Origin of the sequence: Loktanella sp. DSM 29012 (genome assembly GCF_900110705.1) — a bacterium.
Taxonomy (GTDB): Bacteria; Pseudomonadota; Alphaproteobacteria; order Rhodobacterales; family Rhodobacteraceae; genus Loktanella; species Loktanella gaetbuli.
Window position 1 is genome coordinate 490382 of sequence record NZ_FOEJ01000001.1, and the last position, 22119, is coordinate 512500.

Annotated in this window: 19 protein-coding genes, 1 tRNA gene and 1 riboswitch; of the genes, 12 read left to right on the forward strand and 8 right to left on the reverse strand. The window is 61.2% G+C overall.

Features of this window, described 5'->3' with window-relative positions; translation table 11 throughout:
* Positions 1–48: 48 nt before the first annotated feature.
* Positions 49–1155, reverse strand: a complete 1107-nt coding sequence (gene aroC / locus BMX27_RS02395; protein WP_090158300.1) for a chorismate synthase — start codon at positions 1153–1155, stop codon at positions 49–51.
* Positions 1156–1335: 180 nt separating this feature from the next.
* Here aroC and BMX27_RS02400 point away from each other — a divergent pair, with 180 nt between their 5' ends.
* From BMX27_RS02400 to BMX27_RS02415, 4 genes are all read left to right on the forward strand, one after another.
* Positions 1336–2628, forward strand: a complete 1293-nt coding sequence (locus tag BMX27_RS02400; protein ID WP_090158719.1) for a dicarboxylate/amino acid:cation symporter — start codon at positions 1336–1338, stop codon at positions 2626–2628.
* A gap of 76 nt (positions 2629–2704) precedes the next feature.
* Positions 2705–2801, forward strand: a riboswitch (TPP riboswitch).
* A 34-nt stretch (positions 2802–2835) separates the two neighbouring features.
* Positions 2836–3810, forward strand: a complete 975-nt coding sequence (gene thiB / locus BMX27_RS02405; protein WP_090158301.1) for a thiamine ABC transporter substrate binding subunit — start codon at positions 2836–2838, stop codon at positions 3808–3810.
* A complete protein-coding gene (locus BMX27_RS02410) occupies positions 3786–5309 on the forward strand; it encodes an ABC transporter permease family protein (protein WP_090158302.1) in 1524 nt (507 codons plus the stop codon). The genes thiB and BMX27_RS02410 overlap by 25 nt, the downstream gene beginning before the upstream one ends.
* Positions 5296–5988 (forward strand): thiamine ABC transporter ATP-binding protein, encoded by a 693-nt coding sequence (locus BMX27_RS02415; protein ID WP_090158303.1) that lies wholly within the window; start codon positions 5296–5298, stop codon positions 5986–5988. The genes BMX27_RS02410 and BMX27_RS02415 overlap by 14 nt, the downstream gene beginning before the upstream one ends.
* Positions 5989–6039: 51 nt before the next feature.
* On the opposite strand, the gene BMX27_RS02420 is transcribed toward BMX27_RS02415, so the two are convergent.
* From BMX27_RS02420 to dapF, 6 genes are all read right to left on the reverse strand, one after another.
* Positions 6040–6918 carry a cytochrome c1 gene (locus tag BMX27_RS02420; protein ID WP_090158304.1) on the reverse strand — a complete coding sequence of 293 codons (879 nt, stop codon included), beginning with the start codon at positions 6916–6918 and terminating at the stop codon, positions 6040–6042.
* A gap of 14 nt (positions 6919–6932) precedes the next feature.
* Positions 6933–8276: a cytochrome b gene (locus BMX27_RS02425; protein ID WP_056030409.1), complete on the reverse strand. Its 1344-nt coding sequence runs from the start codon at positions 8274–8276 to the stop codon at positions 6933–6935.
* Positions 8277–8288: 12 nt separating this feature from the next.
* Entirely contained in the window at positions 8289–8870 is a 582-nt protein-coding gene (gene petA, locus BMX27_RS02430) for a ubiquinol-cytochrome c reductase iron-sulfur subunit (RefSeq protein WP_090158305.1), read from the reverse strand.
* A 236-nt stretch (positions 8871–9106) separates the two neighbouring features.
* Positions 9107–9712 carry a glutathione S-transferase family protein gene (locus BMX27_RS02435; protein WP_090158306.1) on the reverse strand — a complete coding sequence of 202 codons (606 nt, stop codon included), beginning with the start codon at positions 9710–9712 and terminating at the stop codon, positions 9107–9109.
* A 57-nt stretch (positions 9713–9769) separates the two neighbouring features.
* A complete protein-coding gene (gene mtaB, locus BMX27_RS02440) occupies positions 9770–11026 on the reverse strand; it encodes a tRNA (N(6)-L-threonylcarbamoyladenosine(37)-C(2))-methylthiotransferase MtaB (RefSeq protein WP_090158307.1) in 1257 nt (418 codons plus the stop codon).
* Positions 11019–11816 (reverse strand): diaminopimelate epimerase, encoded by a 798-nt coding sequence (gene dapF / locus BMX27_RS02445; protein ID WP_256212369.1) that lies wholly within the window; start codon positions 11814–11816, stop codon positions 11019–11021. Before dapF ends, mtaB begins: the two co-directional genes overlap by 8 nt.
* Positions 11817–11915: 99 nt before the next feature.
* On the opposite strand from dapF, the gene BMX27_RS02450 reads away from it, so the two are divergent.
* Positions 11916–11991, forward strand: a tRNA-Lys gene (locus tag BMX27_RS02450).
* A gap of 134 nt (positions 11992–12125) precedes the next feature.
* Here BMX27_RS02450 and BMX27_RS02455 read toward each other — a convergent pair.
* The gene (locus BMX27_RS02455) at positions 12126–13133 is read right to left on the reverse strand and encodes a LacI family DNA-binding transcriptional regulator (protein ID WP_256212370.1); all 1008 of its coding nucleotides are present in this window, start codon (positions 13131–13133) and stop codon (positions 12126–12128) included.
* Positions 13134–13294: 161 nt separating this feature from the next.
* Between BMX27_RS02455 and iolG the strand changes: the two genes are divergently transcribed.
* The 7 genes from iolG (at position 13295) to iolE (ending at position 22114) form a co-directional block, all read left to right on the forward strand.
* Positions 13295–14317, forward strand: a complete 1023-nt coding sequence (iolG, locus tag BMX27_RS02460) for an inositol 2-dehydrogenase (protein ID WP_090158309.1) — start codon at positions 13295–13297, stop codon at positions 14315–14317.
* A gap of 106 nt (positions 14318–14423) precedes the next feature.
* A complete protein-coding gene (locus tag BMX27_RS02465) occupies positions 14424–15344 on the forward strand; it encodes a substrate-binding domain-containing protein (RefSeq protein WP_090158310.1) in 921 nt (306 codons plus the stop codon).
* A 69-nt stretch (positions 15345–15413) separates the two neighbouring features.
* On the forward strand, positions 15414–16523 hold the full coding sequence (locus BMX27_RS02470; RefSeq protein ID WP_090158311.1) for an ABC transporter permease: 1110 nt from the start codon (positions 15414–15416) through the stop codon (positions 16521–16523).
* A gap of 1 nt (position 16524) precedes the next feature.
* Positions 16525–17346, forward strand: a complete 822-nt coding sequence (locus BMX27_RS02475; RefSeq protein WP_090158312.1) for an ATP-binding cassette domain-containing protein — start codon at positions 16525–16527, stop codon at positions 17344–17346.
* Between the two features lie 118 nt (positions 17347–17464).
* Positions 17465–19375, forward strand: a complete 1911-nt coding sequence (iolC, locus tag BMX27_RS02480; RefSeq protein WP_090158313.1) for a bifunctional 5-dehydro-2-deoxygluconokinase/5-dehydro-2-deoxyphosphogluconate aldolase — start codon at positions 17465–17467, stop codon at positions 19373–19375.
* A 4-nt stretch (positions 19376–19379) separates the two neighbouring features.
* Positions 19380–21209 (forward strand): 3D-(3,5/4)-trihydroxycyclohexane-1,2-dione acylhydrolase (decyclizing), encoded by a 1830-nt coding sequence (gene iolD / locus BMX27_RS02485; RefSeq protein WP_090158314.1) that lies wholly within the window; start codon positions 19380–19382, stop codon positions 21207–21209.
* Entirely contained in the window at positions 21209–22114 is a 906-nt protein-coding gene (gene iolE, locus BMX27_RS02490) for a myo-inosose-2 dehydratase (protein WP_090158315.1), read from the forward strand. Before iolD ends, iolE begins: the two co-directional genes overlap by 1 nt.
* Positions 22115–22119: the final 5 nt, after the last annotated feature.

Below are 22119 nucleotides of genomic sequence, written 5' to 3' on the forward strand. Positions count from 1 at the left end.
ACAGCTAGGCCAACCGCGACAAAACACCAGACAAACGGTCGTGAGGTGTCAGCCGATCCGCCCGCGCACGCCGCCCGTCTGGCCGCGATCCAGCAGGATGTGGTCAAGAATCACGCAGGCCATCATCGCCTCTCCGACAGGGACAGCGCGAATGCCCACACAGGGGTCGTGACGACCCTTTGTCACCACCTCGGTCGGCTGGCCATCCATGGTGATCGACTGGCGCGGCGACAGGATGGACGACGTAGGCTTGACCGCAAACCGCACGACGACATCCTGACCCGTGCTGATACCGCCCAGAATCCCGCCCGCATGGTTCGATGAATAGACCGGCTGGCCGTCATTCCCCATAAAGATTTCGTCGGCGTTGGCGCGGCCGGTCAGCGCGGCTGCGGCCATGCCCTCGCCGATTTCGACGCCTTTGACGGCGTTGATGCTCATCATTGCGGCGGCGAGGTCGGTGTCAAGTTTCGCATAGATCGGCGCACCGATGCCCGCCGGCACGCCACGGGCAACCACCTCGATGATCGCGCCGACGGAATTGTGGTCGTCCTTGCGCAGCCAGGTCAGGTAGTCTTGCCATTCGGCAGCGGCCTGCGCGTCAGGACACCAGAAATCGTTCTGCGCGATCTGGTCCCAGTCGAACCGGTCGCGGTCGATCTTCTTTTCGCCCATCTGGACCATATAACCGGTCACCTGCACGCCCGGTGCGACATGGCCAATCGCGGCGCGCGCGACGCCCCCGGCAGCGACACGGGATGCTGTCTCGCGGGCAGAGGACCGACCGCCGCCGCGCGGATCGCGCAGCCCGTATTTCTGATGGTAGGTGATGTCGGCGTGGCCGGGTCGAAAGGTATTCAGGATGTCGCCGTAATCCTTCGACCGCTGGTCGGTGTTGCGGATCATCAATTGGATCGGCGTGCCGGTCGTGCGCCCCTCATAGACACCCGACAAGATCTCGACCGCATCGGGTTCATTGCGCTGCGTTGTATTACGGTTCTGGCCGGGACGGCGTTTATCCAGCCATTGCTGAATATCCTCTGGCATCAGCGCAACACCCGGCGGGCAGCCGTCGATGGTCGCCCCCAGCGCGGGTCCGTGGCTCTCGCCCCAGGTGGTGAAACGGAACAGATGACCGAATGTGTTGAACGACATAGCATCACGCTTTCTTGTTGTGCGCCTGACGTATCCTATGCCCGTGCGGCTGTCCAACCCGCTCAATCACGGAAAAAATGCCTTTGTGTCGTAGCTGTCTCGTGCAAACCTGACGTTACAATTTTGTAAAGGAGCACCGGCATGGCCGACTCAACCGCGGAGTCCTCAGGGGGCCCCAAGATGTCACTGACAATGAAAATCATGATCGCGATGGGGCTGGGTATCGTCGTCGGCGTGATCCTGAACACGATCAACAACGACTTCTTGAACACACAACTGGTCGCTGGATTCTTTGGCATGATCGGCAAGATGTTCGTCAATGCGCTGAAAATGCTGGTTGTCCCGCTGGTTTTCTTCTCTCTTTTGGGTGGCGTGACCGGGATTGGCGACATTCGTGTGCTGGGCCGCGTCGGATCAAAAAGTTTCGTTCTGTATCTGGCGACGACGGCGCTGGCGATCACGGTCGCACTGGTGCTGGCCACGATCATCGGACCCGGCAAAGGGTTTGACATGACCGGGATTGATGCCAGCGGCATCAACGCGGCAGAGGCCCCGTCGGTCTGGAACGTGTTTGCCGCCATCGTGCCGACGAACCCCATTCAGGCCTTTGCCAGCGGCGAAATGTTGCAGGTGATTTTCTACACGGTAGTTCTGGGAATCGCGGTTCTGATGCTGGGTGGACGGTCCAAACCATTCATCGAGGCCTGCGATTACATGAACGACGTCATGATGAAGATCGTTGATCTGGTCATGCGCGCGGCCCCCTACGGTGTCTTTGCGCTGATCGCAAAAACCTTTGCCGAACAGGGGATTGGCCTGTTTGTGCCTGTCATGGCCTACGTCGTCACCCTGGTCGCGGCGCTGATGATCCACCTGTTCATCACGCTGCCGGGGATGCTGAAATTGCTGTCGGGCCTGAACCCCGTCACGTTCCTCAAGAAAATGCGCCCCGCGCAGATATTCGCGTTTTCGACCGCATCATCAAACGCGACCATCCCGGTGACGTATCAATGCGCAACCGAACGGGTCGGCGTCGACAAGGACGTCGCATCGTTCTGCATTCCGTTCGGCGCGACGATCAATATGGACGGCACGGCGATCATGCAGGGCGTGGCGACGGTTTTCCTGGCCAATGTCTACGGTATCGACCTTGGGCTGGTGGGATACATTACCGTGATCGGAATGGCCGTTCTGGCGTCCATCGGCACGGCCGGTGTGCCCGGCGTGGGTCTGGTCATGCTGACAATGGTGCTGGGCCAGGTCGGTCTGCCAATCGAGGGCATCGCGATCATCCTCGGCGTTGACCGCCTGATGGACATGATCCGCACGGCGGTGAATATCACGGGTGACGCGATCGTGACGTCCATCGTGGCCAAGGGTGAGGGCAAGATCGACATGGAAATCTTCAACGATCCCAACGCGGGAACGACCGGAGAAGACGAGGTCGAATTGCCGCATCACGCCGTCGCCTAAGCAACGATTGACCGGCAAAAAGGGGGCTGCCCATCGGGGTGGCCCCCTTTTCTTTTGTCACCAGCGGCGCTAGCTGTTGGGTACCTCGGGGGGCCATGTGGCTGAGATGCGAAAGCGGACCCGTTGAACCTGAACCGGTTAAGACCGGCGGAGGGAAGGTCCGGCATAACGTCGTCCCCAAATCCGCCCGTCGTTTTGGAGGATGATATGAAAACCACCTTTGCAAGCGTCGCGGCCCTGATCTGTGCAAGCCCTGCCTTGGCCCAGACACCGACCCTGAACGTTTATACTTACGACAGTTTCACATCCGAATGGGGCCCTGGCCCGGCCATCGAACAGGCGTTCGAGGCAGAGTGCGGCTGTGATCTGGTCTTTACAGGGGCGGGCGACGGGGCGGCCCTGCTCGCACGGCTGCAACTGGAAGGCGCGCGCACGGATGCGGATGTCGTTCTGGGCCTCGATACGAACCTGACCGCTGCCGCTGCGGCAACCGGCCTGTTCGCACCGCATGGCGTGACGGCAGATTTTGCACTGCCGATCACATGGGATGACGACACGTTCCTGCCTTTTGACTGGGGCTACCTCGCGTTTGTGGCGCAGGCCGACACGCCGTCGGTCGCGTCATTTCAGGAACTGGCCGACAGCGACCTGAGCATCGTTGTCCAGGACCCGCGGTCATCGACGCCGGGACTGGGCCTGTTGATGTGGGTGCAGGCGGTCCATGGCGACCAGGCCGGTGCGATCTGGGAAGGGTTGTCCGACAACATCGTCACCGTCACGCCGGGCTGGACAGAGGCCTACAACCTGTTCCTCGAAGGCGAGGCGGACGCAGTGCTGTCCTATACGACCTCGCCTGCCTATCACCTGATCGCAGAAGAGGACGCCACGAAAACATCCTGGGCGTTTGACGGTGGCAACTATCTGCAGGTCGAAGTCGCGGCCAAGGTCGCGGGTACCGATCAGTCAGCGCTGGCCGATCAGTTCATGGCGTTCATCGCCACACCCGCGTTCCAAGAGGTGATACCGACAACAAACTGGATGTATCCGGCCACTGACGTGGCGCTGCCGGACGGGTTCGAGACGCTGACGCTGCCGGAAACCGGGCTGCTGTTGTCGTCGCAGGACGCGGCCGCAATTCGGGATACGGCGTTGGAGACATGGCGCAACGCGCTGTCGCAGTGATGCGCAGCCTGCCAGCGCGGCTGTCGGTCGCGCTGGTCCTTGTGCTGACGCTGGGGACGCTGGTGGCCGTCGCGACGCGCGCGCAGGTCGGCAGCGGCCTTGCTGCGGCCGATTGGGCGGCAATCCGGTTCACCCTGTGGCAGGCAATGGCCTCGGCCGGGGTGTCGGTGCTGTTGGCCATTCCCGTGGCCCGCGCACTGGCCCGGCGTCAGTTCAGGGGCCGGTCGGCACTGGTCATGTTGCTGGGCGCACCGTTCCTGCTACCGGTCATCGTGGCCGTGCTGGGGCTGCTTGCGGTGTTTGGTCGTGGAGGTATCGCGAACGACGCGCTTGGCCTGATCGGTGTTGCGCCCGTCAGTATCTATGGCGCGGGGGGTGTCATCCTTGCGCATGTGTTTTTCAACCTGCCACTGGCCGTTCGCCTGATCCTGCAAGGCTGGCTGGATATCCCGTCCGAACGTTTCCGGCTGGCGGCGCAGCTGAATGCGCCGATGTGGCGCGTGCTGGAATGGCCGATGTTGCAACGCGTCCTGCCGGGGGCCGCACTGGTGATTTTCCTGATCTGCCTGACCAGTTTCGCGGTTGCGTTGATCCTTGGCGGCGGGCCGCGGGCCACGACCGTGGAACTGGCAATCTATCAGGCGATACGCTTTGATTTCGATCTGGGGCGTGCCGCGTTGCTGGCCGCAATACAATTCGCGCTCTGCGCTGTCGCGGCTGCAATCGCCTGGCGCATCACGCCTCTGGACGGTTTGGGCGGTGGGCTGGATCGCACGGTTGCCCGATGGGATCGCAGTCCGCTGGACTGGGTCTGGCTGGTGGCCGTGACGCTGTTCCTGGTGACGCCGTTGGTGATGATCGTGCTGCGCGGCCTGCCGGGACTAAGCCAATTGCCGGACAGCATATGGGCTGCAGCGGGCCGTTCCATCGCTGTCGCGGCGGGGTCAACGATCCTGAGCGTTCTGATGGCGCTCTCCCTGGCGCTCCGGGGCGGGCGGATCGCCAATCTGGCCGGTGTGCTGCCCCTTGCATCCAGCGCGCTGGTCATGGGGACAGGGCTGTTCGTCATCGTTTATGCCTTTGTCAGCCCAACCGCTGTGGCGTTGCCGGTGACGATGCTGGTGAACGCGGTGCTGGCGCTGCCGTTCGGTCTGCGGGTGCTTGGCCCGGCGGTGCGTGACGTGCGTGCCAACTATGATCGCCTGTCACAAAGTCTGGGTTTGTCGGGCTGGGCGGCGCTGCGTATCGTGATGCTGCCGCGCCTGCGGCGACCCTTGGGGTTTGCCGCCGGACTGGCCGCAGCACTCTCGATGGGGGATCTGGGGGTGATCGCCCTTTTTGCCACCGATGCGCAGGAAACGCTGCCGCTGGCAATGTACCGTCTGATGGGGGCCTACCAGATGGAGGCCGCGGCAAGTGCTGCGCTGCTGTTGCTGGGGCTGTCGCTGGCGGCATTCTGGATTTGCGACCGGGGAGGGCGCGTCGATGCTGACCTTTGACAACGTGAGCCTGCGCGTAGGTGAATTTACGCTGACTGCGGATGCGCATGTCGGGCCGGGCCTGACTGCGGTGATCGGACCGTCTGGAGGCGGCAAATCGACCTTGCTGTCCGCGATTGCGGGTTTTCTGGACCCCGATGCCGGGCAGATTTACTGGGACGGTCGCGATCTGTCGGGCCGCGCACCGGGGGACCGTCCCGTGACGATGCTGTTTCAGGACAACAACCTGTTTCCGCATCTGACCGTTGCCCAGAATGTCGGTCTGGCGTTGGGTCCGCGTCTGCGGACGTCAGCGGCAGAGACCCGTCGCATTGATGACGTTCTGGTGCGGGTCGGTCTGGGCGATCTTGGTCATCGCAAGCCGGCAGCACTGTCCGGTGGACAGCAAAGCCGTGCGGCACTGGCGCGTGTCTTGCTGGCTGACCGGCCAGTAGTGCTGCTGGACGAGGCATTCGCAGCACTGGGACCGGCCCTGCGGGCCGAGATGCTGGAACTGGTGCAAGGCACGCTTGTTCAGGCGGGGCGCACCGTGCTGATGGTTACCCATGATCCATCGGATGCCCGTGCATGGGCCGATCAGGTCATTCTGGTCGCCGATGGTGTGGTGCAGCCCCCCCAGTCGACCGCCGCGTTGTTTGCGGATCCGCCTGCCGCGCTGCGGGCCTATCTGGGCACATGAAAAAGGCCCACCAGATTGGCGGGCCTTTGATTTGTCATGATCGGGAAACGATCAGGCTTCGTCTTTGTACTTGGGCTTGTGCGGTGCCCAGAGTTTCTTGTTGGTGAGGTACAGTAGTACCGCCAACAGCGACAGAAAGAGAACGCCCGTCATACCGGCCTGCTTGCGGGCCGTCATCTTGGGTTCTGCGGTCCACATCAGGAATGCAGCCACGTCTTGCGCGCTTTGTTCCAGAGTGGCTTCGGTGCCGTCGTCATAGTCCAGATCGTCGCCATACAGCGGCGGTGCCATCGCGATCCAGCTGCCGGGCACGGTGTGATGGCCGTGATCGTCCTTGCACGCCTCGGGAAAGCCGCCGTTGGCAAAGGCTACATTATAGTAGCCATCCATCGGCGTTTCCATTTCCAGCGCGCATTCCGGCTCTTCTTCGTAGCCGGTCAGCAGCGATGCGATGTATTCAGCGCCACCCATGCCGTTGATCAGCTGGCTGATGCCGGTCCCGTAGGGGCCGTGGAAACCAGCACGCGATTTTGCCATCAGCGACAGATCGGGAGCGTTGGCCAACGATGATTCGGGATAGCGATCCGCCGGTGTTGCCGGGCGGAAGTCACCAAAGCCGTCATCAAGTGCCTGATCGAATACTTCGAAGTTCTCGGCGTAGGCGCGCATCTGCTCTTCGGGCAGGGCAGGGCCTTTTTCGTCTGAAAGCGTGCGGAACGCGACCAGTTCGAGACCATGACAGGCCGAGCAGATTTCAGTGTAGACCTTGAGGCCCCGCTGAAGCTGGTTGGTGTCATACGAGCCGAACGGACCCTCGAACGGGAAGGCGTAGTCGGTGATTTCGACCTCGACGCTCGCGGCGTGGGCGGCCCCGGCGCTAAGCGCCAAGGCCGTCATTGTTGTCAGTGAAAGTTTGCGAAACATTGTCATAGATCCTTTGTCTTTCACTCTGCCGGGTTCACGATGGTTTTCGTGCCACCGGTCTTGGAGGCATAGTGCGCTGCATAATCGGCCTCGATCGTTTCGGGCAGGGGCAGCGGCTTTTCCAGAACGCCCAGCAGCGGCAGGATCACCAGGAAGTAGGCAAACCAGTAGGTCGAGGCGATCAGCGAAATCCAGTCATACGGGAATTCCGCGGCCTGTGCACCGACCCACATCAGCACGATGAAGTCGACGACCAGCAAGGCGAACCACCATTTGAACATCGGGCGATAGCGGCCCGAACGCACGGTCGATGTGTCCAGCCAGGGGGCCAGCGCCATCACGGCGATCGCACCGAACATCGCCAGAACACCAAAGAATTTGGCGTCGATGATGCCGAAGGTCAGGAAGTTCACGATCTGAACGACCCACACGTCTGCGGTAAAGGCCCGCAGGATCGCGTAGAAGGGCAGAAAATACCATTCCGGCACGATGTGCGACGGCGTGGCCAGCGGGTTCGCCGGGATGTAGTTGTCCGGGTGGCCCAGGTAGTTCGGCATGAAACCGACGATTGCCATGAACACCGCGAGGATGATCGCCAGCGCGAACAGATCCTTGATCACGAAATAGGGCCAGAACGGTAGCGTGTCCTTTGCAGCGTCTTCCTTGGACGTGCGGCGGACCTCAACACCCGTGGGGTTGTTGTTGCCGGTCGTGTGGAACGCCCAGATGTGCACGATCGTCAGGCCCAGCAGGATGAAGGGCATCAGGTAATGCAAAGAGAAGAAGCGGTTCAGCGCAGGCTGACCGACGGCGGACGCACCCAGCAACCATGTCTGCAGTGCTTCACCAACAAAGGGAACAGCACCGAACAGACCGGTGATCACGGCCGTGCCGTGGAACGACATCTGGCCCCAGGGCAGAACGTAACCCATGAACGCGGTGCCCATCATCAGCAGATACATCAGCATGCCGATGATCCACGTCACTTCGCGCGGTGCCTTGTAGTTGCCGTAGTAGAGGCTGCGGAAAATGTGCAGATACACGGCGATAAAGAACAGCGATGCGCCGTTGGAGTGGAAGTAGCGGATCATGTGACCGCCGTTCACGTTGCGCATGATGTGTTCGACGGATTCGAACGCCATGTCGACGTGCGGCACATAGTGCATGACCAGCACGATGCCGGTCACGATCTGCAGGACCAGCGTGAATGTCAGGACGATGCCCCAGATCCACATCCAGTTCAGGTTCTTTGGCGTCGGGATCATCAGCGTATCATAGGCGATGCCGAGGATGGGAAGACGCTTGTGAAGCCACTTTTCACCGTTCGATGACGGCTCGTAGTGGTCGTGCGGGATGCCAGCCATGCTGTTTCTCCTTTAACCGAGTTCGATGGTCGTGGGGTCGACGAATGCGGCGACCGGCACGGGCAAGTTGGTGGGCGCAGGCCCGCGGCGGATGCGGCCTGCGGTGTCGTAGTGGCTGCCGTGGCACGGGCAGAACCAGCCGCCGAAATCGCCCTGTTCACCCAGTGGCACACAGCCAAGGTGCGTGCAGACACCCATCTGCACCAGCCATGCGCCCTCGGGCGCGTCGGAACCTTCGGGGGTGGGCAGCGCGCGGTTCTGGTCGGTTGCTTCGGAACCGACGGCCAGGTTGGCGTTTTCAGCGGATTGATCCGGCAGATCTGCCAGGTCCACAGCGCGCGCGGCGTCGATTTCGGACTGCGTACGGTAGCGGATGAAAACAGGCTTGCCCTGCCACAGCACGGTCAGCTGGCTACCTTCGGTGACGCCGGACACATCGACACGGATCGACGCGAGTGCCTGCACATCGGCGGATGGGTTCATTTGGTTGACCAGGGGCCAGACGGCTGCGCCCGTGATCACCACGCCGGCACCGGCCGTCGCATAATATAGAAAATCGCGGCGTGTGCCCTGGTGTTCGTCTGCATGTGACAAAGGGATATCTCCGGTTGTAGTGAACGGGGTGAACCGCTCTGCGAAAGACAATAGGCGGACTACGCCGCTTAATTCGGCGCTGTTTAGCTTGCACGACCCGGCCCGTCCAGCGGACATTCCAGCGCAGGGGTTGCAGTTTCGCGGCGCACGCCTAAGGAAAGCTTTCGCCGTACGCTTAATAATAGTGCCGCTGACCACTTTATCCAAACATGCTGGCTGCGGCGCATTGCTGCGGGTCAGGCCGTCGCAGCGGTGTCGATCATGGTCGTGCGCCCTCTGAATGTGGCATGCCACCCGGCCAGCGCGTCCCGTCCGGCACGCCATTTGCGCGAATCATGCCTCAGATCCAGGTATCCCAATGCGCAGCCCATCGCGATCTGGCCCATGTCCAGCGGGCCGGACAAATGGCTGATCCAGCGGTCCTCGACGGCGTCCAGCGCACGGGCGACCTTGGCCCATTGTGCGTCGGTCCATTCAGGCCATTGTTTGTCATCCGGTCGCATCCGGCCTTCGTAGGTAATCGCCAGAGCGGCCTCCATGATGCCGTCGGCCGTCGCCTCGAGGATCAGCGTGTCCCACAGGCGGGCATGCGGATAAAGGCCGGCGTTCCCGTGGTCATCGAGAAAACGGGTAATGACGCGACTGTCATAAAGTGCCGGTCCGTGAAGGCGTAGCAGCGCCGGAATCTTGCCGATGGGATTGGCGGCGGCTACGGCCGCATCGGTGGCAAAAGGCGTGGTGCTGACATTGACCTCCTGGACCGCGTCCAAAAGGTTCGCCTCGCGCAGCAGGACGCGGCATTTGCGGGCAAAGGGCGAGGCAGGTGAATACAGCAGTTGCATGAAGGTCCTCCGGGTTTGGCGCAACACTGCACCCGGTCATGGCTAACTGTCGAGGGGTCAGGCTGTCAGGTGCGTCTTGTCCGCGCCGCTGATCACCGCATCGACGATCTGGCCGGTGGGCTGATCTGCGTCGAAATGCACCTCTGCGAATTGTGCGGTGCGACCCATGCGGGGGCTTTCCATCAGGACGGCGTGGCGCTGCCCGATCTGACCTTGCAGGTGGCGGGCCACGGCGGCGTCACCTGCCGCACGCAGGCGTGCAGCGCGATCCTTGATCGCGGGGCCACGGACCTGCGGCATCCGGGCGGCAGGCGTGCCGGGGCGCGGCGAATAGGGAAACACGTGCAGCCACGTCAGTGCGCATTCCTCGACCAGCGCGAGAGAGTTCTCGAAGGCTGCTTCGGTTTCGGTTGGAAACCCCGCAATGATATCTGCGCCAAAGGTCATGTCGGGCCGCAGGCGGCGTGCGTCTTGGGCGAAACGGATTGCGTCATCGCGTGAATGACGCCGTTTCATGCGTTTCAGGATCAAATCGTCGCCATGCTGGAGCGACAGATGCAGGTGGGGCATCAGGCGCGTTTCGGTGGCAATTGCCTGCATCAGTGCCTCGTCCACCTCGATCGAATCGATCGAAGAAATGCGCAAGCGCGGCAGATCCGGCACCAGTTTGAGGATGCGCAGGACCAGATCACCCAGACGGGGTGTCGCCGGCAGGTCGGCACCCCAGCTGGTCAGGTCGACACCGGTCAGCACCACCTCTTGAAATCCGCGGTCCACCAAACGCTTGATCTGGTCGACCACGACGCCAGCGGGGACCGATCGCGAATTCCCGCGACCGAATGGGATGATGCAGAAGGTGCAGCGGTGATCGCAGCCGTTCTGGACCTGGACATAGGCACGGCTGCGCGCGCCGAATCCGTCGATCAGATGGCCTGCGGTTTCGGTCACGGACATGATGTCGTCGACCTGCACCGGTTCGGTGCTGCCGATCAGGTCAGGGGCCATCCCGGCCCAGGTGGACGGGTCCATTTTTTCCGTGTTGCCGATGACGCGATCAACCTCGGCCATATTGGCAAAGGTTTCAGGTTCGGTCTGTGCGGCACAGCCTGTCACGATCAGCGTGGCATCCGGATGCGCGCGCCGCAGTTTGCGGATGTCCTGCCGCGCCTTGCGCACGGCCTCTGCGGTCACGGCACAGGTATTGACGACAACGGCGTTGGTGACGCCCGCCGCCTCGGCCAATTCGGTCATTGCGGCGGTTTCATAGGCGTTCAGCCGGCACCCGTGGTTGGAAAAGATCGGTGCGTCAGCCATGCCAGACCCCGTCGAAGACATGCGCGGTCGGCCCGGTCATCCAGACACCGTCCGCGCGCCAGTCAATCATCAGCGTGCCGCCGTCCAGGTCGATGCGCACGCTACGCCCGGTCAGGCCGCGCCGCGCGGCTGCCACTGCCACGGCGCAGGATGACGAACCGGACGCGAGCGTCACACCCGCGCCACGTTCCCAGACCCGCATGCGCAGATGATCCGGCCCAACGACCTGCGCGAACTGCACGTTTGTCCGTTCGGGAAACAGCGGGTGATGTTCTGTTTTGGCACCGCGTGCCGCAAGGTCGATTGCGGCCAGGTCATCCACGAAAAAGCTGCAATGCGGATTGCCCATGCCGGTCCCGACCGGATCGCCTTCAATAGGGAGGTGCAGGGTATCTGTGTCATGCGCCAGCGGAATATCCGCCCAGTCCAGCAGCGGCGCACCCATGTTGACGGATACACCGTCCGGCGTGCGCTGGGCGAGCAATGCTCCGCGATCCGTCGTGATCGTGACGCGGTCCAAACCTGTGCGCGCCATGTGCCATGCCGCGATACAGCGCGTCGCGTTGCCGCAGGCTGCCGAGGTGCTGCCGTCGCTGTTCCAAAAGGTCAGGTGCAGGTCACCTGCGTCGCTGTCTGCGATTTCGGCCAGCTGATCAAAACCGATTCCGCGATGCCGATCCGCCATCGCAACAGCCAGGCGGGAATCGACGGCGTAACCGTCGCGTGCGTCAATCACGACGAAATCGTTGCCCAGGCCGTGCATCTTCATGAAGGGGATCGGGTGTGTCATGGGCGGGCCTATACGCCTGACCGAGAACTTTATCCAGCCCGTGCCGCTTTGGGGGGTTGACCATCTCGTGTTGCCATTCTAGTTCGCACCCCGTGGTCAGAGCCTGTAGCTCAGTTGGTAGAGCAACTGACTTTTAATCAGTAGGTCCAGGGTTCGAACCCCTGCGGGCTCACCACGAAAACTTCCTTTGAGAACAGATAACGTATCGCATGCCAAGCAGGCACCCTGCGGGGACGATCTGCTTTGCGTCATATCGCCTGTTCGGTTGGCACTGTGCGGTCGGTCCGACCGCGAATCGCAGGCACTGGCCTATGCGCTCTTGCGGATGACCAGCCTTCCCAGAAAGGCATGCAGTTTCTTGGTGCGCTTCTTGCCTTCGAGGACTTCGACCAGTGCGTTTGCCATATCCGTCAATGGCTGGCGGTAGGTCGTTATTTCGTATTGCGGGCTGGACGCCTGCGGCACATCGTCGAATCCGGTGATCGCGATATCTTCGGGCACGCGCAGTCCCAGTTCATAGCGGATCGCATCGCATGCCCCCAACGCCAGGGCGTCGTTTTCACAAACCAGCACATCCGGCAAATCTGCCTGTTTTGCACCTTTGAACCGTTGCACCACGAGATCGTAGGCCAGCTTGGGGTCATAGCGGTCGACAGAGGCGAACTTGGGGCGATTGCCGGTGGTCTTTTCCCATTGCGACAAGAAGATTTCCTTGCGCTGAAGGTGTGCGGACTGCGTCTGCGGGCCTGCGATGAAAAACGGGTTGCGATAGTCCGCCGCAAAAACATGTTCCGTAATGGCCGTCATCGCCGCGCGATCGTCGCAACAGACCGAAATCGTGTTTTCGTTTTTCGACATGCGCGCAAAGACAATCAGTTTCTTGACCCGCTTTGCGCCGATCGCGGTCTCAAGACTTTGGTCGTTAAAGCTGACCCCGATGAGGATTGCCGCATCGACACGCCGTTGGCTGGCGTTAAGGAGTGCTGCAGATGCGTCCTCCTCATCGCTGGTATTGACCAACAGCGTATCATAGCCGTTCTTGCGCAGGATGCGCGTCAGCCGTTCCATCATGACCAGCTTGTGCGGGTTGGCAAAATCATCGACGAGCAACGCCACCAGATTGGTGCGGTCGGTGGCCAGGCTTGTTGCCAGAAGATCCGGGACATAGCCCAGCGTTTCAGCGGCTTTCATGACCTTTTCGCGGGATTTTGCGGAAATAGACGCGTCTTTCTTGAAGGCGCGGTTCACGGTCCAGCGCGATACGCCAACCAGTGCGGCGACGTCGTCAGCCGTGACAGAGCCTTCTTGATCCTTCATTTCCGAAACGGCTCCTTGGTCATTGCGCATGTTCAGCGACTGTGAACACTCATCGTCCTTCTTTCAATTGTAGATGATTTTTGCACGCGGGTGCAAAAATTTCTTGCACGCGGGTGCAAAGCTGGTTTTGAATGACGCAAGGGAATCGGGAGGATCTCAGAATGCGGGTAGGTTTGCTCGGTGCGGGACGCATCGGGAATGTTCATGCACAGGCAATTTCGGCGCACCATGACAGCGCGTTGGTCGCTGTGTCGGATGCGTTTGACGACAATGCACAGGCGCTTGCCTCGACCTATGGTTGCGCCGTCCGCAGCTCGGACGAAATCATCGCAGACAGCAGCATCGACGCAGTGCTGATCGCGACGTCCACAGATACGCATTCCGACCTGATCGAGGCCGCCGCCGCCGCAGGAAAGGCAGTGTTGTGTGAAAAACCGGTCGACCTCAGCCTCGCGCGTGCGACTGCCTGCCTAGAGAATGTCGGCGATCGCGCCGCCAAGATCATGATCGGTTTCAATCGCCGGTTTGACCCCAGTTTCAATGCGCTCAAGTCTGCCATCACGGCGGGCGAAATCGGCAAGACCGAGCTGCTGTCGCTGACATCCTTTGATCCCGCACCGCCACCCGTCAGCTATATCAAGGTTTCTGGCGGCTTGTTCCGCGATATGATGATCCATGATTTCGACATGGCGAATTTCATCATGGGTGCGACACCGGTGACGGTATCCGCAGCAGGCACATCCATCGTCGATCCTGCCATCGGTGAGGCCGGCGATGTCGACACGGCAGTGGTGACGCTGACCTATGCAGACGGTCGGATCGCCGTGATCAAGAATTCGCGCCGCGCGGTCTATGGTTACGATCAGCGGATCGAGGTTCTGGGGTCCGAAGGCCTGTTGCAGGCGCAGAACATGCTGGAAAACACCGTGGTCAAATCCACGGCGTCCGGGGTGAGCAGCGCCAAGCCGACCTATTTTTTCCTCGAACGCTACATGCCGGCCTACAAGGCTGAATGGGCGGCCTTTGTCGCAGCCGTCAAGGGCGACACCGACATGCCCGTCAACCTGATCGACGGCGTTGCGGCCCTGGCGATGGCAGAGGCGGCAACGCGGTCCGCACAGACGGGCCGCCCGGTCGATATGGCGGAGATCACAGGGAATTCGGGCCGCGGGGAGGCGGCCTGAAACGAGGCGCGCGTCCACATCGGGCGATGCGACATGCGCAGGCAAAGCGCGTGAACAAGAGGCCGGGCTGACCGGTACGAATGGAAATCCAAGGGAGGAAAACCAAATGAAAACATTCATGAAAGGCGCAATCGCTGCTGGTGCAGTTGCTGTCGCCGCACCCGCGATGGCCCAGGATATCGCTGTCGTTGTCCACGGCCAGGCCAACGATGCGTTCTGGTCCGTGGTCAAGGCGGGCGTGGATCAGGCCGCAGCCGACACCGGCGCGAACGTGTCCTACAATTCGCCCGAAACCTTTGACATGGTTCTGATGTCGCAGCTGATCGACGCGGCCGTGAACGAAGAGCCGGACGGGTTGGTCATTTCGTTCCCCGATCCCGATGCGCTTGGGCCGTCGGTTGAACGTGCGATTGCCGCAGGCATCCCGGTCATCACCATCAACGCCGGTGGCGCACAGGCCAAGGAACTGGGTGCGGCGATGCACGTCGGTCAGGATGAATTTGACGCAGGCGTGGCAGCAGGCGTAGCGCTGGCCGAGATGGGCGGCACCAACGCACTCTGCGTCAACCAGGAAGTCGGCAACATTTCTCTGGATCAGCGCTGCGCAGGTTTCGAAGAAGGTTTTGGCGGTAGCGTAACAGTCCTGCCGACCACCAATGATCCGGCCGAGATCGAATCCAAGGTGTCCGCTGCGCTGGCATCTGACGACACGATCGACACCGTCGTGGCGCTGGGCGCATCGACCGCGGGCGAACCGTCGGTTGCCGCCGTCAAGGCATCGGGCCGTGACGTGAACGTGGCGACCTTTGATATGTCCGCAGGCTTCCTCCAGTCGGTCGTGGATGGTGACGCGGCATTCGCACTGGACCAGCAGCAGTATCTGCAGGGCTACATGGGCGTCGCGATCATGGCGTTGCAGGCCAAATTCGGCCTGATGCCTGGTGGCGACATCGCCTCTGGTCCGAACCTGATCACCGCCGACAAGGCCGGTCAGGTGATCGATCTGTCCGCGCAGGGCCTGCGCTAAGCGCCCTCGACATGAAACAGAAGGCGGCGCAGTTTTGCGCCGCCTTCGATAAATCTCGAAGAGGGCGTCATGAGCGACACTACACCAAATCAAACCACGGATGAACGGATCAAGGCAGAGCCCCTGATTTCGCGTCTGATGAAAAGGCCCGAACTGGGTGCAATCGCGGGCGTCATACTGGTCGCCATCTTCTTTGTGATTACCGCGGATTCCGCGATGTTCACGGCTTCTGGCATCATCAACTTTCTGACACCGGCGGCACAGTTGGGTATTTTGGCAATCGGTGCCGCCCTGCTGATGATCGGTGGCGAATTTGATCTGTCGATCGGGTCGATGGTCGCATTTGCCGGTCTGTTCTTTGGTGTCTGCGTCATGGTCTGGGGACTGCCGTTGATCGTCGCAATCCCGATCACTTTCGCTTTCGCTGGCTTTGTCGGTGCGATCAACGGATTTATCGTGATCCGGTCCGGTCTGCCGTCATTCATCGTGACGCTGGCGTTTCTCTTTATCCTGCGCGGCCTGTCGCTGGTGGGCCTGAAATGGGCCTCTGGCGGGTCGACGCAGCTGCGCGGCGTGCGTGATGCGACCGAAAACGACTGGCTTGCACCTGTGTTTTCCGGCGATGCATTTCCGGGATTTTTCGCATGGCTGGCTGAACGCGGACTGGTCGAAACATTCAGTAACGGCACGCCCAAGGTGACGGGTATCCCGGTCGAGATCCTGTGGTTCGTCGTGCTGGCGCTGGTCGCGACCTATGTCCTGTTGCGCACCCCTGCCGGAAACTGGATCTTTGCTGCGGGTGGCGACACGACGGCTGCGTCCAATTCGGGTGTCCCGGTGAAACGCATCAAGATTTCATTGTTCATGGTGACGGCGTGCTGCGCTGCGCTGGTGGCAATCATCACCGTGATAGACGCAGGATCGACCGACGCTCGGCGCGGTTTTCAAAAGGAATTCGAGGCGATCATCGCCGCTGTGATCGGGGGCTGTCTGCTGACGGGCGGCTATGGGTCGGCAATCGGTGCATTCTTTGGATCCATCATCTTTGGAATGGTGGTCATCGGCCTGACCTACACGAATTTCGACCAGGACTGGTTCCAGGTGTTCCTGGGCGGAATGCTGCTGATCGCGGTTCTGTTCAACAATGCCATTCGCAAGCGCGTCACGGGAGAGCGTTGATATGACCGATGACAGTAAATTCCATCATGGTGCAGTCGACGACAAGGTCGCACCGATCGTCCAGATGCAGGACATCCAGAAACACTTTGGCAACATCATCGCCTTGGCCGGCGTCAGTTTCGACATCCGGCCCGGAGAGTGTCACTGCCTGCTGGGTGACAACGGCGCGGGCAAGTCGACATTCATCAAGACGATGTCGGGCGTCCACCAGCCCACACACGGCAAGATCCTGTTCGAGGGCAAGCCTATGAGCTTTGCCACGCCGCGCGATTCAATGGAGGCCGGAATCGCCACGGTGTTCCAGGACCTTGCGATGATCCCGCTGATGTCGGTGGCCCGCAACTTCTTCATGGGACGTGAACCCACCAAGGGACGTGGTTTGTTCAAGCGGTTCGACGTCGAAATGGCCAACGACATCACCATGACCGAAATGCGCAAGATGGGCATCAACCTGCGCGGACCCGATCAGGCGGTCGGCACGTTGTCGGGTGGCGAACGCCAGACGGTTGCGATTGCCCGTGCGGTTTATTTCGGTGCCAAGGTGCTGATCCTGGATGAGCCGACCTCGGCGCTGGGTGTGCGCCAGACATCCAATGTGCTGGCGACGATCGACAAGGTGCGCAAGCAGGGCGTCGGCGTCGTCTTTATCAGCCATAACGTGCGGCACGCGCTGGCGGTCGGGGATCGGTTCACGGTGCTGAACCGGGGCAAGACGCTGGGGACGGCCAAACGCGGCGAAATCACCCCGGAAGAGTTGCAGGACCTGATGGCAGGTGGCCAGGAACTGGCCCAGCTCGAAGGTTCGCTCGGCGGGACGGTCTGACGACATCTATCGCATACCATTCAGTGTCCTCCCAGGAACGTTGGAATGGTTCGAGGGGCTGACAGGACAATTTCTGTCAGCCCCTCACACTGAAATTTCCGAACAACAGGTACGTCACATGACGAAACTTGATCTCATCACGATTGGCCGATCCTCTGTGGATCTCTATGGCGCGCAGATCGGCGGGCGGTTGGAGGACATGGGGTCGTTCGACAAATACATCGGGGGCAGTCCGACGAACATCGCCTGCGGCACCGCGCGACTAGGCCTGAAATCCGCCGTGATCACCGCCGTTGGTGACGAACACATGGGCCGTTTCGTCACTGAACAGTTGGCCCGCGAGGGCGTCAACACCGATGGCGTCAAGGTCGACCCCGAACGTCTGACCGCGCTGGTTCTGCTGGGCATCCGCGATCAGGAACAGTTCCCGCTGATTTTCTATCGTGAAAACTGTGCAGACATGGGGCTGACGGTCGACGACATCGACCCTGCGTTCATCCAGTCGGCCCGCGCTGTCGTGGCCACAGGCACGCACCTGAGCCATCCGCAGGTCGAGGCCGCGACGATCAAGGCGCTGGACATTGCGCGCGCGGCCGGTCTGCAAACCGCATTGGATATCGATTACCGTCCGAACCTGTGGGGCGTGGCCGGGCACGGCGACGGCGAAAACCGTTTCGTCGCAAGCGATGCTGTCACGACCAAACTGCAATCGACGCTGCATTTGTTCGACCTCATCGTGGGCACCGAAGAGGAATTCCACATCGCGGGCGGGACGACCGATACGATTGCAGCATTGCGTGCCGTCCGGGCTGTCAGCGGTGCCACACTGGTGTGCAAGCGGGGCGCCGATGGGGCGGTGGCCTTTGTCGGTGAAATTCCCGACAGTCTGGATGAGGGCGCAGCAGGTCCTGGTTTCCCGATCGAGGTGTTCAACGTGCTGGGGGCTGGTGACGGATTCATGTCGGGCCTGCTGAAAGGCTGGCTGGACGGCGAGGATTGGCCAACGGCCCTGAAATACGCGAACGCCTGCGGTGCCTTTGCGGTCAGCCGCCATGGCTGCACGCCCGCCTATCCGTCGTGGGACGAGCTGCAATTTTTCTTTGCGCGCGGGATCAAGCGTCCGGACCTGCGCAATGATGCGGAACTGGAACAGGTCCATTGGGCCACCAACCGGTCGGGTGACTGGTCCTCGGTCAAGACCTTTGCGTTCGATCACCGGCTCCAGCTGGAAGAGATGCAGGGTTACACGCTGGAAAAGGGCGCGGCCTTCAAGGAACTGTGCCTTGCCGCAGCAATGAAGGTTCAGGACGGCAAACCGGGCTATGGCATCTTGTGCGACAACCGGATCGGGCGGTCTGCCTTGCATCAGGCGTCCGGCACAGGCCTGTGGATCGGTCGTCCGACCGAACTGCCGGGATCGCGCCCTATCGCGTTCGAGCCGGAACTGGGCGAAGACCTGGGAAATCTGCGCGAATGGGCGCGTGAAAATGTCGTCAAATTGCTGGTGTTCTGCCACCCTGACGATGACGACAAGACATCAAAGATGCAGATTGCGCGGGTCAAACGCCTGTTCACGGCGGCGCGCCGCAATGGGCTGGAATTCCTGCTGGAAATCATCCCGTCCAAGGTCGGCCCCGTTGACGACCACACATCCGCTGTTCTGATCCAGTCATTCTACGATGCGGGCGTCTATCCCGACTGGTGGAAACTGGAGCCGTTCAAGACCGATGCGGCATGGACCAATGCCGTCGCCGCAATCGAGAGAAACGATCCGCGGACCCGCGGTATCGTTGTGTTGGGACTGGACGCGCCCGAAGCTGAACTGGCGGCCAGTTTCGCGCTTGCCGCGCGCCAACCGTTGGTCAAGGGTTTCGCGGTGGGGCGCACCATCTTTGGTGATGCGGCACGGGCCTGGCTCAAGGGTGAGATGGCAGACGATGCAGCAATAACCCAGATGGTCGGTCGCTATACCCGGCTTTGCAATATCTGGGACAAGGCGCGGGCCGATGCCCGCCTGAACGAGGAGTGATCCGATGACAAAGACGATCCGACTGACGGCCGCACAGGCCATGGTGCGCTATATCGCGGCCCAGCAGAACGCCGATGGCGACCGCTTTGTCGAAGGCTGCTGGGCGATCTTTGGTCACGGCAACGTCGCCGGGATCGGCGAGGCACTGCATGCTGCCAAGGAATTCTTTCCGACGTGGCGCGGCCACAACGAACAGACAATGGCGCATGCGGCCATCGCCTATGCCAAGCAGTCGGGTCGTCGCAAGGCGATGGCCGTGACGTCCTCGATCGGGCCGGGGGCGGCCAACATGGTGACGGCGGCGGCGCTTGCACATGTGAACCGTTTGCCGGTTCTGCTGATCCCCGGCGACGTCTTTGCCGATCGCGGCCCCGATCCAGTGTTGCAGCAGGTCGAGGACTGGACAGACGGCACGGTGACCGTCAACGACATCTTTAAACCGGTGACGCGCTATTTTGACCGTATCATGCGCCCCGAACAGTTGTTGACCGCCTTGCCACGGGCATTCCGGGTCATGACCGACCCGGCCGAATGTGGCCCGGTGTGTCTGTCGTTTTGTCAGGACGTACAGGCCGAAGCCTATGATTTTCCCGAAAGTTTCTTTGAGCCGAAGGTCTGGCATCAGCGTCGCATGCGCCCCGACACGCAAGAGCTGCAGGATGTCGCTGACCTGATCCGCGGTGCAAAACGCCCCGTGATTGTCGCGGGTGGCGGTGTGCATTACAGCGGCGCCACTGACGCGCTCGTGGCCTTTGCCGAGGCGCACAACATCCCGGTGACCGAAACGCAGGCAGGCAAATCCGCGATGCCATGGGATCATCCGCTGAACATGGGGCCGATCGGTGTAACGGGTGGCGCAGCCGCGAACACGGTCTGCGCCGAGGCTGACGTGGTGATCGGAATAGGCACCCGTTTTCAGGATTTCACCACCGGGTCATGGGGCCTGTTCGCCAATCCCGTGCGCAAGCTGATTTCCCTAAACGTTGCAGCCTATGACGCGATGAAACATGGTGCGGTTCCGTTGCAAACAGACGCCCTGATCGGGTTGCAGGAATTGGGGGATTTGCTGAATGGCCACAGCTGCCCCGGTGCGGTTGACGGGCTCAAGTCCGACTGGTTCGCGCAGGTCGATCCGCTGACCGACGCCCCTGACGGCAACGCGCTGGCCACCGACATGCAGGTCATCGGCGCCGTGCAGCGCGCCGCCCACGCAGAGACTGTTGTGATGTGCGCCGCAGGGACCATGCCGGGCGAATTGCACAAGCTGTGGAAGGCGGGCAAACCCGGCAGCTATCACATGGAATACGGTTTCAGCTGCATGGGCTACGAAATCGCGGGTGCCATGGGCATCAAGATGGCCGAGCCGAACCGCGACGTGATCTGTTTTACCGGTGACGGCACCTACATGATGGCCAATTCCGAAATGGCGACGGCGGCGATGATGGGGATACCATTTACCGTCGTGGTCACGGACAATCGTGGCTATGGCTGCATCAACCGGTTGCAGATGGGCACCGGCGGGGCAGAGTTCAACAACCTGCTGGACCACGCTATCGGCGGTGAAAATTCCAGGATCGACTTTGCCAAACACGCAGAATCGATGGGGGCCGTCAGCATCAAGGTCAGTTCGATCGCAGAGCTGGAACAGGCGTTGGCGCGCCGGGCAGAGGCCAAGGGCCCCTATGTGATCGTCATTGACACAGACCCCTATCCCAGCACCGAACCGGGGGGCACCTGGTGGGATGTGGGCGTGCCAGAGGTCAGCACCCGTGCCGAAGTGAATGCCGCGCGTGCGGCCTACGAAACCAACAAGAAAAAACAAAGGGCCGACTGATGTCTGTCAAAATCGGTATTTCGCTGATCGCGTGGCAAAACGATGATCTGCCAGAATTGACCAAGGACTACACCACCGAAGGAGCCATGCAGGACGCTGCCCGGATCGGCTACAAGGGGGTTGAACGTGGCCGCCGGATGCCTGCCGACACCGAGGGCCTGCGCGCCTATCTCGACACCTACGGGGTCGTGCTGTGCGGCGGATGGTGTTCGGGCAACCTGATGGTCACGACGGTGGCCGAGGAACAGGCGGCGATCCGTCAGCAGGTCGAACAATTCGCGGCACTCAATGCGCCCTGTATCGTTTATGCCGAATGTTCCAACACCATTCAGGGCATGCTGAACACGCCAGTCAGTCAGCGCCCCAAGCTGTCCCGCGACGAGGTGTTGGCCTATGCCGCAAAACTGTCCGAGGTCGCCAAGTGGTCCGCCGACACGGGGGTAACGCTCAGCTATCATCATCACATGGGGGCGATGGTGCAGGACGCCGAGGATATCGACTGGCTTATGGAAGGATCCACTGATGATCTGACCCTGCTCTACGATACGGGTCATCTGCATTTTGCGGGTGCCGATCCGGTGGCGGTCCTGGACAAATGGGGGCACCGCGTCAGTCACGTGCACTTCAAGGATGTGCGCCAGCCGGTGCTGGATTGGGTGAATGCGCAGGACAAAAGCTTTCTCGATGGGGTTGCAGCCGGGGTTTATTCCGTGCCGGGCGACCTCGAGGGATGCATCGATTTCCAGGCAATCACCCACAAGCTCGCGAAAATGGATTACCACGGCTGGATCGTGGTCGAGGCGGAACAGGACCCGGCCAAGGCCGCGCCCTATGAATATTCGAAAATAGGCTTTGACCATATCACCGACATCTGTGGCCGGTCCGGCCTGACAATCGAGGGATGACCGAC